11 protein-coding genes and 1 pseudogene are annotated in these 13,919 nt (G+C 70.2%); 8 read left to right on the top strand and 4 right to left on the bottom strand.

What is annotated here, in order from left to right; genetic code table 11:
• Positions 1–112 precede the first annotated feature (112 nt).
• The 3 genes from gltX to ACFWBN_RS14735 form a co-directional block, all read right to left on the bottom strand.
• On the bottom strand, positions 113–1,588 hold the full coding sequence (gene gltX / locus ACFWBN_RS14745; RefSeq protein ID WP_385176199.1) for a glutamate--tRNA ligase: 1,476 nt from the start codon (positions 1,586–1,588) through the stop codon (positions 113–115).
• The gene (locus ACFWBN_RS14740; RefSeq protein ID WP_385176195.1) at positions 1,581–2,369 is read right to left on the bottom strand and encodes a fumarylacetoacetate hydrolase family protein; all 789 of its coding nucleotides are present in this window, start codon (positions 2,367–2,369) and stop codon (positions 1,581–1,583) included. The genes gltX and ACFWBN_RS14740 overlap by 8 nt, the downstream gene beginning before the upstream one ends.
• A 98-nt stretch (positions 2,370–2,467) precedes the next feature.
• Positions 2,468–2,659: a hypothetical protein gene (locus ACFWBN_RS14735; protein ID WP_385176192.1), complete on the bottom strand. Its 192-nt coding sequence runs from the start codon at positions 2,657–2,659 to the stop codon at positions 2,468–2,470.
• Between the two features lie 569 nt (positions 2,660–3,228).
• Between ACFWBN_RS14735 and ACFWBN_RS14730 the strand changes: the two genes are divergently transcribed.
• From ACFWBN_RS14730 to ACFWBN_RS14695, 8 genes are all read left to right on the top strand, one after another.
• A complete protein-coding gene (locus tag ACFWBN_RS14730; protein ID WP_385176189.1) occupies positions 3,229–6,927 on the top strand; it encodes a nitrate- and nitrite sensing domain-containing protein in 3,699 nt (1,232 codons plus the stop codon).
• Between the two features lie 9 nt (positions 6,928–6,936).
• Positions 6,937–7,350, top strand: a complete 414-nt coding sequence (locus tag ACFWBN_RS14725) for a roadblock/LC7 domain-containing protein (protein ID WP_008739864.1) — start codon at positions 6,937–6,939, stop codon at positions 7,348–7,350.
• A gap of 151 nt (positions 7,351–7,501) precedes the next feature.
• Positions 7,502–7,894 carry a DUF742 domain-containing protein gene (locus ACFWBN_RS14720; protein WP_215149806.1) on the top strand — a complete coding sequence of 131 codons (393 nt, stop codon included), beginning with the start codon at positions 7,502–7,504 and terminating at the stop codon, positions 7,892–7,894.
• Positions 7,875–8,462, top strand: coding sequence for an ATP/GTP-binding protein (locus tag ACFWBN_RS14715; RefSeq protein WP_254385735.1), 588 nt, complete (start codon positions 7,875–7,877; stop codon positions 8,460–8,462). Before ACFWBN_RS14720 ends, ACFWBN_RS14715 begins: the two co-directional genes overlap by 20 nt.
• A gap of 334 nt (positions 8,463–8,796) precedes the next feature.
• Positions 8,797–11,994 carry a nitrate- and nitrite sensing domain-containing protein gene (locus tag ACFWBN_RS14710; RefSeq protein ID WP_385176184.1) on the top strand — a complete coding sequence of 1,066 codons (3,198 nt, stop codon included), beginning with the start codon at positions 8,797–8,799 and terminating at the stop codon, positions 11,992–11,994.
• A 10-nt stretch (positions 11,995–12,004) separates the two neighbouring features.
• Entirely contained in the window at positions 12,005–12,418 is a 414-nt protein-coding gene (locus ACFWBN_RS14705; protein WP_030037347.1) for a roadblock/LC7 domain-containing protein, read from the top strand.
• A 93-nt stretch (positions 12,419–12,511) separates the two neighbouring features.
• Positions 12,512–13,069 (top strand): DUF742 domain-containing protein, encoded by a 558-nt coding sequence (locus ACFWBN_RS14700; protein WP_385176180.1) that lies wholly within the window; start codon positions 12,512–12,514, stop codon positions 13,067–13,069.
• The gene (locus tag ACFWBN_RS14695) at positions 13,050–13,637 is read left to right on the top strand and encodes an ATP/GTP-binding protein (RefSeq protein ID WP_073911148.1); all 588 of its coding nucleotides are present in this window, start codon (positions 13,050–13,052) and stop codon (positions 13,635–13,637) included. The genes ACFWBN_RS14700 and ACFWBN_RS14695 overlap by 20 nt, the downstream gene beginning before the upstream one ends.
• A 183-nt stretch (positions 13,638–13,820) precedes the next feature.
• Here ACFWBN_RS14695 and ACFWBN_RS14690 read toward each other — a convergent pair.
• A pseudogene (locus tag ACFWBN_RS14690) lies at positions 13,821–13,919 on the bottom strand (acyl-CoA carboxylase subunit epsilon); the annotation flags it as partial.

Here is a 13,919-nt window from a genome sequence, read left to right as displayed (position 1 = left end):
GGGGGGGGGTTCGGTCCCCCCCGCCCCCCGGGGGCCCCCCCCCCCCCCCGCCCGGGGGGGGGGGGGGGCGGGGCCCCCGCCCCCCGCCCCCCTGAGGGACGTACGGGAGGTGCTACGCGGCCAGCTTGGCCAGCGTCGCGTCGATGCGCGCCAGGGAGCGGTCCTTGCCCAGGATCTGCAGGGACTCGAAGAGCGGCAGGCCGACCGTGCGGCCGGTGACGGCCACGCGGACCGGGGCCTGGGCCTTGCCGAGCTTGAGGCCGTGGGCCTCGCCGGCGGTCAGGACGGCCTGCTTGAGGGACTCCGGGTCCGACCAGTCGGCCGACTCCAGGTTGGCGCGGGCCGTGGTCAGCAGGGCCGCGGGCTCGCCCTTCATGGCCTTGTCCCACGAGGCCTGGTCCTCGACCGGCTCCTTCAGGAACAGGAAGTCGACATTGGCCGTGATGTCCGACAGGACGGTCACGCGGGTCTGGGCGTACGGCGCGATGGCCGCCCAGGCCTCGGCGTCGAAGTCCTCGGGCGCCCAGTTGGCGTGCGGGGCCTGCAGCCACGGGGCGCAGGCGTCCGCGAAGGCCTTCGGGTCGAGCAGGCGGATGTGGTCGCCGTTGATCGACTCGGCCTTCTTCAGGTCGAAGCGCGCCGGGTTGGCGTTCACGCCGTCGATGTCGAACTTCTGGACCATCTCCTCGATCGAGAAGACGTCCTGGTCCTTGGAGAAGGACCAGCCGAGGAGCGAGAGGTAGTTCAGCAGGCCCTCGGGGAGGAAGCCGCGCTCGCGGTACAGGTTGAGCGAGGCCTCGGGGTCGCGCTTGGAGAGCTTCTTGTTGCCCTCGCCCATCACGTACGGCAGGTGGCCGAAGGCGGGGGTGGTCTTGGCGACGCCCAGCTCGATCAGCGCCTTGTACAGGGCGATCTGGCGGGGGGTGGAGGAGAGCAGGTCCTCGCCGCGCAGGACGTGCGTGATCTCCATGAGCGCGTCGTCGACCGGGTTGACCAGCGTGTAGAGCGGGGCGCCGTTGGCCCGGACGATGCCGAAGTCCGGCACGTTCTCCGGGGTGAAGGTCAGTTCGCCGCGGACCAGGTCGGTGAAGGTGATCGGCTCGTCGGGCATCCGGAAGCGGACGATCGCCGGGCGGTGCTCGCCCTGGTACGCCTCGACCTGCGCGGCGCTCAACTCGCGGCAGTGGCCGTCGTAGCCCGAGGGCTTGCCGGCCGCGCGGGCGGCCGCGCGGCGCGCGTCGAGCTCCTCGGTGGTGCAGTAGCAGTGGTACGCGTAGCCGCCGTCGAGCAGCTTCTTCGCGACGTCCGCGTAGATGTCCATGCGCTCGGACTGGCGGTACGGGGCGTGCGGGCCGCCGACCTCGGGGCCCTCGTCCCAGGTGAAGCCGAGCCAGCGCAGCGAGTCGAGCAGCTGGCCGTAGGACTCCTCGGAGTCGCGGGCCGCGTCGGTGTCCTCGATGCGGAAGACGAACGTACCGCCGTGGTGGCGGGCGAACGCCCAGTTGAACAGGGCGGTGCGGACCAGGCCCACGTGGGGGTTGCCGGTCGGGGAGGGACAGAAACGTACCCGGGGGGTCGCGTTAACCACGCTTGATCACCTTGTTGGTGAGAGTGCCGATGCCTTCGATGGTGACGGCGACCTCGTCGCCGACGTTGAGGGGGCCGACTCCGGCCGGGGTCCCCGTGAGGATGACGTCGCCCGGGAGCAGCGTCATGGCCTCGGTGATGTGGACGATCAGGTCCTCGATGGAGCGGACCATGTCGCTGGTGCGGCCGAGCTGGCGCTGTTCGCCGTTGACCGTGCACTGGATGGTCAGGTCCGTCGGGTCCAGGTCCGTCTCGATCCACGGGCCGAGGGGGCAGGAGCTGTCGAAGCCCTTGGCCCGGGCCCACTGCTTCTCGCGCTGCTGGACATCGCGCGCGGTGACGTCGTTGGCGCAGGTGTAGCCGAGGATGACGTCCTTCACCCGCTCCCTGGGGACCTCGCGGCACATGCGGCCGATGACCACGGCGAGCTCCGCCTCGTGGTGAAGGTCCTGGGAGAAGGAGGGGTACGTGATCGGGTCGCCCGGGCCGACCACCGAGGTGGAGGGCTTGAAGAAGGTGATGGGGGCGTCCGGAACCTCGTTCCCGAGCTCCGCCGCGTGCTCCGCGTAGTTGCGGCCGATGGCCACGACCTTGTTCGGGAGCACGGGCGGCAGCAGCCGGACCTTGCTCAGCGGGACCTTCGTGCCGGAGAGCTCGAAGTCCGCGAACGGGATGCCCTTGATGATGTCGAGGACGAGTTCCCCCTCGGCGCCGGGGGCGGCGTCGCCCTCGACCGCGCCGAAGGCGACATTGCCGTCGATCGAGAACCTGGCGATGCGCACGTGTTGCGTCTGCCCCTCATGTATGTCCGTCGGCTGGAGTCTGCGGGCTCCAGGCTAACGCGGCGGGCAGCGGCGCTTCGCGCTCTCTCGTGCGGCGGCTACTGCGCGGCGGCGGCGACCGGCGCGTCCATCAGGATCGTGCGGCGCGGGTTCGCGGTCTGGGTCGGCAGCTCGACGGCGTGCTCCGGGACGGCCGCCGCCGCCTGCAGCTCCTCGGCGTCCTTGAGGTGCGCGAGGGTGGTGCGGCGGGGGTTGGCTATGTTGCGGAACATCGGCGACGTCGTCTTCATCGGAGTTTCGGGCCCTCGGCTCGGAGTGAATGGGTGTCGGTCGGTGCATGTGCCAACCCTTGAAGAGGCAAGGCTAAACATCTGAATCCCCCGCCGAACCAGGAAGTAATGGCCAGGGGTATGTGAGTTTGCTCACCAGCGACCCGGCATTACCGGCATAATGGACAGTCAATTCTGCCCAGCAAAACGGACATTGCGCCACTGAATGAGTCATTCCGCTGCTGATCATCTCGACTGGGACACCTTGCCAGCCATGGCGTTTGGATGATGTAAGTCCGCTTTACCCTGGAATCGGTCCCACATGGCGTAGCGCCTCTGTCACAAGCCGTCACCGACTCTCCGGGCCGACGCTCGCACCTTGTTGGAGATCCTCCACTGTGCTGGAATTCGCGGGACCGCCGCGGGAATCAGCCGGCGCGCAGGTGGCGCGAGACAGCGCCGAGCGCGGTGGCAAGGAGAGGGAGACGCGCCGGTCACCGACGACCACCATGGGGCCGTTAGTGCCCTACGACTCGACACCGTCCCACCGGTCACCCGGCGGGACGCCTGGTCCAGAGGTTGCGACGCTAGTGCAGGGACGATTCAAGAGGGACAGCGCTGCGGCGGAGCAGGAGCCGCGCGGCGGGACCGACCGTGGCTCCTCGCCCCAGCACGCCCAGAACCGCGGGCCGGCTGTCGAGGGCGCGGGCCCCGACTCCTCCGCCACGGTGAAGGCGAAGGGCCGAGGCAGGTCCGTCAAGGCCAAGGGCAAGGACCAGGCCGGGTCCGTCGAGCAGGACGTGGCGATACCCAAGGCCCCCAGTGGGCCCGGTTCCCGTCTCGCCATGCAGAACTGGCGCATCAGCACGCGACTGGTGTCGCTGCTGACCCTGCCGGTCGTCGCCGCCACCACGCTCGGTGGCTTCCGCATCAACGACTCGCTCAACGACATCGCCCAGCTCGAGCACATGCAGCTGCTGACGACGATGACCCGGCAGGCCACCAACCTGGCCGCCGCGCTCCAGGAGGAGCGCGACCACTCCGCGGGTCCGCTGTCCGCCCAGGCCGCCGAAAAGACGCTCGGCAAGCAGAACACCCTCGTCGACAACGTCCGCGAGACGACCGACACCGCCGCCAAGGCCTTCGCCGCCGCGACCGACAAGGTCGACAACTCGGAGGACAAGGACGAGACGCTCAAGTCGATCCGCAACAACATCCTGCAGATCGGCCGCCAGCTCACCAACCTCGAGGAAATCCGCAAGAAGGCGTACGCGAACGGCGCCCAGCAGACCGTCACCGAGTACAACTCCCTGATCGTCTCGCTGCTCTCGCTCTCCGCGGACATGGCCCAGGCCACCTCCAACCCGGAGATGATCAAGCGTACGCGCGCCCTGGCGGCCTTCTCGGCCTCCAAGGAGTACGCCTCCGTCCAGCGTGCGATCATCGCCGCCTCGCTCCCGGACAACATCGAGAAGCAGGGCGCCCTCAAGGAGAACGACCGGCTCTACGCGCTCTCCGCCCTCAAGGGCGAGCAGCAGTCGAAGAAGACCTTCGAACTCGTCTACCAGGGCCACTCCGAGGAACTCCTCTCCTCGCTCGGCGACGGCAACCCGGAGGTCGGCCGCGCCGACCACTACGCGCGCCGCGTGCTGGCCACCGACGGGCAGTTCGCCAAGGAGACGCAGTACCGGTCCTGGATGGACTGGTACGACGCCGACGACACCAAGCTCGCCGAGATGAAGAAGATCGAGCTGACGCTGCTCCAGGACATGGAGACGAAGGCCCGCGAGCTCAAGAACGAGTCGCAGCAGGACGCCATCATCAACGGTGCCCTGATCCTCCTCGTCCTCGGTGTCTCCCTCGTCGGCGCCTTCGTCATGGCCCGCTCGATGATCCGCTCGCTGCGCCGCCTCCAGGACACCGCGACGCGCGTGGCCCAGGACCGACTGCCCGAGCTCGTCAAGCAGCTGTCCGAGTCCGACCCGCAGGACGTCGACACGTCCGTGGAGTCCGTCGGCCTGCACACCCGCGACGAGATCGGCCAGGTGGCCGCGGCCTTCGACGACGTGCACCGCGAGGCCGTCCGCCTCGCCGCCGAGCAGGCCCTCCTGCGAGGCAACGTCAACGCGATGTTCACCAACCTCTCGCGCCGCTCCCAGGGCCTCATCCAGCGTCAGCTCTCGCTCATCTCCGAGCTGGAGTCGCGCGAGGCCGACCCGGACCAGCTGTCCTCGCTCTTCAAGCTCGACCACCTCGCGACCCGCATGCGCCGTAACGGCGAAAACCTCCTCGTCCTCGCGGGCGAGGAGCCGGGCCGCCGGTGGACCCGCCCCGTCCCGCTCGTCGACGTGCTCCGCGCCGCCGCGTCCGAGGTGGAGCAGTACGAGCGCATCGAACTCGCGTCGGTGCCCGGCACCGACGTCGCCGGCCGCGTCGTCAACGACCTCGTGCACCTCCTCGCCGAGCTGCTGGAGAACGCCACCTCGTTCTCCTCCCCGCAGACCAAGGTCAAGGTCACCGGTCACGCGCTGCCCGACGGGCGCGTGCTCGTCGAGATCCACGACACCGGCATCGGCCTCTCCCCCGAGGACCTCGCCGCGATCAACGAGCGGCTCGCGTCGCCGCCGACCGTGGACGTCTCCGTCTCCCGCCGCATGGGCCTGTTCGTGGTCGGCCGCCTGTCCCTGCGACACGGCATCCGCATCCAGCTGCGCCCCTCCGACTCGGGCGGTACGACGGCCCTCGTCATGCTCCCGGTGGACGTCGCCCAGGGCGGCAAGAAGCCGGCCCCGATGCCGGGCGCCGGCGGCGGTCCGCAGGGTGGTCCCGGTGCTCCGGGCAACCCCGGCGGTCCCGGCAAGCAGCCTTCCGTTCCCGGTGCGGGCGCCCGGCCGTCCGTGGGCTCGGGCCCGCAGCGCGGCCAGGTCGCCGGTGGCGGCCCGCGTGCCGCCCTGCCGGGCCGTGACGGCGCCGGTGCCGGTGCCGGTGCCGGGCAGCGTCCGCAGGGCCAGCAGAACCCGCAGGGCCCGCAGGCCGGTCGGCCGCAGCAGGGCGGTCCGGGTGCTCCCGGCGGCCGTCCGCAGCCGGGTCCGACGACCGCGGGCCAGGGCCAGGGTGCCTTCGGCTCCGGTGCGCCGCTGCCGGGCCGCGGTCCGCAGGCCCGTCCGGTGCCCGCGCCGTCCGCTTCCGGGCAGGGCGGCTTCCCCCAGGGCAACGGCTTCGAGCGTCCCCAGCAGCCGCAGCAGCCGCAGCAGCCCCAGCAGGCTCCGCAGCAGCACCAGCAGCCGCCGGCCGCTCCCGCGGCTCCGGCTCAGCGCGGCCCCCGGCCGCAGCTGCCGCCGCGCGGTGGCGCCCCGCGTCCGGAGCTTCCGGGCCCGCAGACCACCAGCTGGGGTGCCGACCAGGCCCGCGGCCACGACGAGCTCTCGGGCCCCGGCTCGACGTCCGAGTTCGCCCGCCCGGACTTCAACGCCCCGATGCCCCAGGCGGACGGCGGCAACAGCACCACCGGGCAGTTCGAGCGTCCCGACGTACGCGGTCCCCTGGACCCGTCCGCCACCGGACAGTTCGAGCGCCCCGCGGGCTACCCGTCGACCGGTCAGCCCCAGCGCCCCGGCGGCCCCGGTGTCGGCAGCTACGCCCCGCAGCCCCAGGCCCCGCAGCAGCCGCAGGCCCAGCGGCCGGGCGGCTACGCCCCCGCACCGCCCCAGCGGCCGGAGGCTCCGCGGCTGCCGCAGGGCCACCGGCCCGAGGCGCTGCCCCCGGCCGCCGGCTCCGGCGACGGCCGCAGCCCGATCTTCGACACGCTGGAGTCGAACTGGTTCCGCGAGGAGGGGCAGCAGCCCCCCGCGCAGGGTCCGGGAGTACCCCAGCAGCCGCAGCAGTCCGCCCCGGCCGCCCCCGCTCCGCAGCCGCACCTGCCGCAGCGCGGCCAGGAGCACGCGGCCGAGCCCGCCACCGCGGCGACCGGCGCCATGCCGACCGTCAGCTGGCGGTCCTCGCCGAACGACGAGCTCATGCGGCAGGCCGAGCGCGTGCGCCAGCCCGCCGCAGGCGGCATCACGACCTCGGGCCTGCCCCGCCGGGTCCCGCGGGCCAACCTCGTGGCCGGCACCGCGCAGCAGCAGGCGGACGCGCAGCCCGGTCCGCAGGTCTCTCGTGCGCCGGACGACGTCCGCGGCCGTCTGACCAACCTCCGACGCGGTATCCAGCAGGGCCGTCAGGCCGGCACCAGCGGCCCGGCGACCGGCAGTTACCACATCGACCCCACTTACCAGCAGGAGCGATAGTTGAGTTCGATGAGCCAGGCGGCACAGAACCTGAACTGGTTGATCACCAACTTCGTGGACAACACCCCCGGGGTGTCCCACACGGTCGTGGTCTCCGCCGACGGACTCCTTCTGGCGATGTCCGAAGGTTTCCCCCGTGACCGCGCGGACCAGCTGGCGGCCGTGGCCTCCGGTCTGACCTCGCTGACCGCCGGTGCCTCCCGCATCTTCGAGGGTGGCGCCGTCAACCAGACCGTGGTCGAGATGGACCGGGGATTCCTCTTCCTCATGTCCGTCTCCGACGGGTCCTCGCTGGCCGTACTGGCGCACCCCGAGTGCGACATCGGCCTCGTGGGCTACGAGATGGCCCTCCTCGTGGACCGTGCCGGCAGCGTCCTCACCCCGGACCTGCGCGCGGAACTCCAGGGAAGCCTGCTCATCTGACTTTCCCTCTCCCGGCCGGACGGTACTGCCGGCCGGGAGACCCGGGGCCCACCCCCGGAACCCAGTACCACCGACAGGCCGTCACACCGTCCCCCCACCGGCCGCCCTGTCAGACGGCACGCTGACCACTGCTGTCCAGCCCGGAGGATCAATGACCCCGCCCCCCGCCTATCCCGATGCGTACGGAGATTCGTACTCGGATGGCGACCAGCCGCTGGTGCGTCCGTACGCGATGACCGGCGGCCGGACCCGACCGCGCTACCAGCTCGCCATCGAGGCCCTGGTCAGCACCACGGCCGATCCGATGCACCTGTCCGGCCTGCTCCCCGAGCACCAGCGCATCTGCACGCTGTGCCGCGAGGTCAAGTCGGTCGCGGAGGTCTCCGCACTGCTGTCGATGCCGCTCGGTGTCGCCCGGATCCTCGTCGCCGACCTGGCGGAGGCCGGAATGGTGGCCATCCACCAGCCGGGCAATGGAGAGGCCGGCGGCACGCCGGACGTCACGCTGCTCGAAAGGGTGCTCAGTGGACTTCGCAAGCTCTAACGGCGGAGCGGCTCCCGCCCGCTCCACCACCTCCGCGAAGATCGTGGTGGCGGGCGGCTTCGGCGTGGGCAAGACCACGTTCGTCGGCGCGGTCTCCGAGATCAACCCCCTGCGCACCGAAGCCGTCATGACCAGCGCCTCCGCCGGAATCGACGACCTCACCCACACCGGTGACAAGACGACCACCACGGTCGCCATGGACTTCGGCCGCATCACCCTGGACCAGGACCTGATCCTGTACCTCTTCGGTACGCCGGGCCAGGACCGCTTCTGGTTCATGTGGGACGACCTCGTCCGCGGCGCCATCGGCGCGATCGTGCTGGTCGACACGCGCCGCCTCGCCGACTGCTTCCCCGCCGTCGACTACTTCGAGAACAGCGGCCTGCCGTTCGTCGTGGCACTCAACGGCTTCGAGGGGCACCAGCCGTACACCCCCGAGGAAGTCCGCGAGGCCCTCCAGATCGGCCCGGACGCCCCCATCATCACCACCGACGCCCGCCACCGCGCGGACGCCAAGAGCGCACTCATCACGCTCGTCGAGCACGCCCTCATGGCACGGCTCAAGTAACACCCACAGCGCCCGCCCGGCTCAAGCGGCACCACGCAAGTACCACTGGTTCTTCACAACGTGAGAGGGCGGGCTGTGTCATAGGACACGGCCCGCCCTCTTCGTTCATAACGTTTCGACAGACAATTGCCGCCAGTTCGCCACAGGGTGCGTTCGTTTGACGCCGCTGCGCTCACAACTCTCCCCATTTTTGCCGCAGGACGCTCTTTATGTCCGTTTTACGTGGGGCATAAGGCTCTGGGAATGGCCGGTTTCAACTGTTTGGAACACGGCCGTTAACCGTGCTGGAATTCAACGAACTAGCTAGTAGCACCGCCGGAAGGTTGTTGGTCGAGTGAGGCGAAGCAATGCAAGCCCCGCGGATGAACCCGCGCGCGGCAACTTCACCCCGCCGCCGCGAGCGGCCGCGTCGCCTGTCGACGTGCCCGTGGAACCGCCCGCGAGCAAGGGGAGCACCAGCAGGTTCTCCCCCCGCAACTGGCGCGTGCCGACGCGTCTGAACGCCATCCTGCTCGTGCCCGCCCTCGTCGGGCTGGTCATGGGCGGTTTCCAGGTCAAGGGATCCATCGACACCTGGAACGAGGCCAAGGACGCCGAGAAGATAGCCAGGGTCGTCCAGGCGGCCTCCGAATACAGTCAGGCGCTCCTCAACGAGCGCGACCTCAGCGCCGAGCCGCTGCTGAGCGGCCAGCCCGGCAACGAGGTCGTCACCAAGGTTCGCGGGAACACCGACGCGGCCAAGCTGAAGTTCGACCAGGCCGTCGAGGACCTCCCGAAGAACCAGGGCATGGAACGGCGTCTGGAGCTCTTCCGCACGGAGGAGCCCAAGCTGCAGGACGTCCGCAAGAACGCGTACGTGGCCGCGGCCGAGACCCAGAAGAAGGCCCTCCCTTCCGCGCTCGGGCCCATCCCGACCGAAGAGGGCTATGTGCTGGTCCAGCACTACCTCATGCAGTTCGCGAACGAGCTGGGCCTCGGCACCGGCAACGTGACCTCCTACGGCCGCATGGTCTACGCGGTCCAGCTGGCCAAGGCGGCGAACTCGCTGCAGCGCTCCGTGGGCACCCACCTGCTGGTCCGCCCGAGCGCCGACGAGAACGTCCGCAAGGCACAGCTCGTCGCCTTCTCCTCGTACGCCTACCTCGAGGAAATCGCCATCGGCGAGTACGTCGCGGCGGGCACCGAGGAGGACGTGAACCACCTCAAGCAGGTCATGCAGCGCAAGTCCGACGAGGGAGCCACCAAGCTCGCCGAGGCCAAGCGCCAGGCCGAGCAGGCCAACGTCAAGTTCGTGCCGCCGCCCACGGTGGCCAACAAGTCCGTGCTGACGGTCATGACCGAGGCGATAGCCGGCGGCGAGAACAAGACCAAGCTGGCCGCTGCCGGTGTCACGCCCATGGCCTGGCAGGCCGCCGCCACGGCGAAGTTCGACGGCTACGACGAGGTCGAGAAGGAACTCCTCGACAAGGCCGTCAAGGACGCCGTCGCGGTCTCCGACGAGGCCCGCACCGACGCCATCACCAACGGCGCCATCGTGGTCGTCTCCCTGCTCGCCGCCTTCATCCTGGCGGGCATGATGGCCCGCCAGATGGGCCGCGCGATGGCCCGCCTGCGCTCCGCCGCCTTCGACATCGCCGAGCAGCGCCTGCCGATGCTCGTCGACCAGCTCTCGCGCACCGACCCGGGCAAGGTGGACACCCGTGTCCACCCGATCCCGATCGACTCCCAGGACGAGATCGGCGAGGTCGCCCGCGCCTTCGACCAGGTCCACCGGGAAGCGGTCCGGCTCGCCGCCGAGCAGGCGCTCCTGCGAGGGAACGTCAACGCGATCTTCACCAACCTCTCGATGCGCAACCAGTCGCTGATCGAGGGCCAGCTGACCCTCATCACCGACCTGGAGAACAACGAGGCGGACCCGGACCAGCTGGAGAACCTCTTCCGCCTGGACCACCTGGCCACCCGTATGCGCCGCAACGGCGAGAACCTCCTCATCCTCGCGGGTGAGAACCCGGGCCGCCGCTGGGACCAGCCGGTGCCCCTCGTCGACGTCCTGCGCGCCGCCTCCTCCGAGGTGGAGCAGTACGAGCGCATCGAGCTCTCCGGTGTCTCCGACGCCGAGATCCACGGCCAGGCCGTGACCGACCTCGTGCACCTGCTCGCCGAGCTGCTGGAGAACGCCACCACGTTCTCCTCCCCGCAGACCAAGGTCCGCGTCAACGCCACGCGTCTGCCCGACGGCCGCGTGATGGTCGAGATCCACGACAAGGGCATCGGCCTCACCGCCGAGGACTTCGCGGACATCAACCACAAGCTCGCCAACCCGCCGACCGTGGACGCCGCGATCTCGCAGCGCATGGGTCTGTTCGTGGTCGGCCGGCTGGCGGACCGCCACAGCATCCGCGTCCAGCTGCGCCCCTCGGGCGAGGCGGCCGGCACGACCTCGCTGGTCATGCTCCCCGACGCCATCACCCACGGTGGCGGTGGCGAGGGCATTCCGGACGACGACTTCACCGTCTCCTCGATCATCCCGGAGCAGAAGGCCCAGCAGGCCGCGCCGCTGCGCACGGCCGCCGAGCTCGGTTTCGACGACTCCCGCTACGACCAGCAGGGCGGCGACCCCCGCGATCTCGACCCGGTCGGGCGGTCCCTCGTACGCGAGGAGCGGCGTGCCGCGCTCGAGGCCCAGGTCGGCTACCCGCAGGACCAGCAGGAGCGGTACGGCGACCAGGCCGAGCAGCAGTATGCGGAACCTCAGCCTGAGCACGGGTACCAGCCGTACCAGGGCTACGAGCAGCAGCCCGAGCAGGGCTACGACACCTCGTACGACGCACCGCAGGCGCAGCAGGGCTACGACGCGTACCCGCAGCAGGGTTACTCCTATCCGGAAGCCGGGTACGAGGATCAGCAGCAGGATGCCCAGTCCTACGACGGTGGCTACGAAGCCCAGTCGGAGCAGGCAGACTGGCCCCAGCAGAACACCTACCCGGCGGCCTACCAGCAGGATTACGGGACCGAATCGGAATCCCCGGCCGGTCCCGAACGGGCCCCGGACCGCGTAGGCTTCGACCGTCCGGGAGCCGCTGCCGACACCGGTCACGAGGTGACCGGAGCGGGCCTGCCGCGCCGCGGCAGCCAGCAGCAGTGGCAGCCGGCACAGCAGGAAGCGGAGTCCAAGGGATCCCTCTTCGAGCAGCGGCCGCAGCGTCAGCAGCAGCCCGCGGCCCCGGAGCGGGCCCCGGAGGAAAAGGAAGCCGGCACGGCCTGGCGTTCGGGCAACGACGAGCGCTGGCAGCAGGCCTCCAAACTCCGTGAGCCGAAGGCGGGCGGGGTCACCCCGTCCGGTCTCCCTCGGCGGGTGCCCAAGGCCAACCTGGTCGAGGGTGCTGCGGAGACGACCCCGCAGGGCGGCCCCCAGGTCTCCCGCGCCCCGGAGGACGTCCGCGGCAGGTTGAGCAACCTGCGGCGCGGTGTCCAGCAGGGACGCAGCGCGGGTTCCGAGCAGTCAAGTAACAGCTATGACCAGGAGCGTTAGTGTGAGCCCGATGAGCCAGGCGGCACAGAACCTGAACTGGTTGATCACCAACTTCGTGGACAACACCCCTGGGGTGTCCCACACGGTGGTGGTCTCCGCCGACGGCCTTCTTCTGGCGATGTCCGACGGTTTCCCGCGGGACCGCGCCGATCAGCTGGCGGCCGTGGCCTCCGGTCTGACGTCGCTGACCGCAGGAGCCTCCCGCATCTTCGAGGGTGGCGCCGTCAACCAGACCGTCGTCGAGATGGACCGAGGGTTCCTTTTCCTCATGTCCGTCTCGGACGGATCTTCGCTCGCGGTGCTCGCGCACCCCGAGTGCGACATCGGCCTCGTGGGCTACGAGATGGCTCTTCTGGTGGATCGCGCGGGCAGTGTCCTCACCCCGGACCTGCGCGCCGAGCTGCAGGGCAGTCTTCTCAACTAGCAGACAGGCAGTGCGTTTCGCGTCATCGCACCATAGGGTGCGGTGGCGCGGTTCCACAGGGAGTACTGCGTTCTTGGAGTCGGAGGAGGAAACGTGACAACACCCGGAGGACATCCTTATGGCGGCGCGCAGCAGCCGCAGGGTGGGCACGACCAGAACCGCTTCAACTTCCCCTCCGCTCCCAGCCGGCCCGTGCCGGAGCACAACCCGTACCAGCAGCAGCCGTACGGACAGCCCCAGCCGCCTCAGCAGCCCCAGATGCCTCAGCAGCAGCCTCCGCGCGCCGCGCGGCAGCCGGCTCCGAAGGCACACAACCCGCTGGTGCGTCCGTACGCGATGACCGGTGGCCGTACCCGGCCGCGCTACCAGCTCGCCATCGAGGCACTGGTCAGTACCACGGCGGATCCCGCGCGGCTGCAAGGGCAGTTGCCCGAGCACCAGCGCATCTGCCGCCTGTGCCAGGAGATCAAATCCGTAGCGGAGATCTCGGCACTTCTCTCCATTCCTCTTGGTGTCGCCCGGATCCTCGTCGCCGACCTGGCGGAGGCCGGCCTTGTCGCCATTCATCAGCCCGGCGGCGACGAGTCTGCCGGCGGCCAGCCAGATGTGACACTGCTCGAAAGGGTGCTCAGTGGACTTCGCAAGCTCTAACGGCGGAGCGGCTCCCGCTCGCTCCACCACCTCCGCGAAGATCGTGGTGGCGGGCGGCTTCGGCGTGGGCAAGACCACGTTCGTCGGCGCGGTCTCCGAGATCAACCCCCTGCGCACCGAAGCCGTCATGACCAGCGCCTCCGCCGGAATCGACGACCTCACCCACACCGGTGACAAGACGACGACGACCGTCGCCATGGACTTCGGCCGCATCACCCTGGACCAGGACCTGATCCTGTACCTCTTCGGTACGCCGGGCCAGGACCGCTTCTGGTTCATGTGGGACGACCTCGTCCGCGGCGCCATCGGCGCCGTGGTGCTCGTGGACACGCGCCGCCTCGCCGACTGCTTCCCCGCCGTCGACTACTTCGAGAACAGCGGCCTGCCGTTCGTCATCGCCCTCAACGGCTTCGACGGGCACCAGCCGTACACTCCGGAGGAAGTCCGCGAGGCCCTCCAGATCGGCCCGGACGCCCCGATCATCACCACCGACGCCCGCCACCGCGCGGACGCCAAGAGCGCGCTCATCACGCTCGTGGAGCACGCCCTCATGGCGCGCCTGCGGTAGTCCCGGCGCCCTCGCGGCATCGCAGCATCCGAAAGGCCCCCGTGTCATCGACGCGGGGGCCTTCGCGCGTGTACGGGTGCCCGTGCCGGGACGCCTACGGGTCCTACGGGTACCCGGTCTCGGCGCACCAAGCGGAAGGCCCCGCACCCTGGACGGGGTGCGGGGCCTTCTGGGCTGTGGGAATCAGCCCTGCCAGCTGTGGGGGGCGCGGAAGCCGGGGGTGCGTTCGAGGCGGCGCCAGCCGGCCTGGGAGCGGGGGGTGGTGACGGTTTCGGGGGTGTG

The sequence above is a fragment of the Streptomyces sp. NPDC059989 genome (genome assembly GCF_042736975.1).
Classification (GTDB): domain Bacteria; phylum Actinomycetota; class Actinomycetes; order Streptomycetales; family Streptomycetaceae; genus Streptomyces.
The sequence above is the reverse complement of the archived record's forward strand: the minus strand, read 5'-3'. Positions and strand labels throughout refer to the sequence as shown.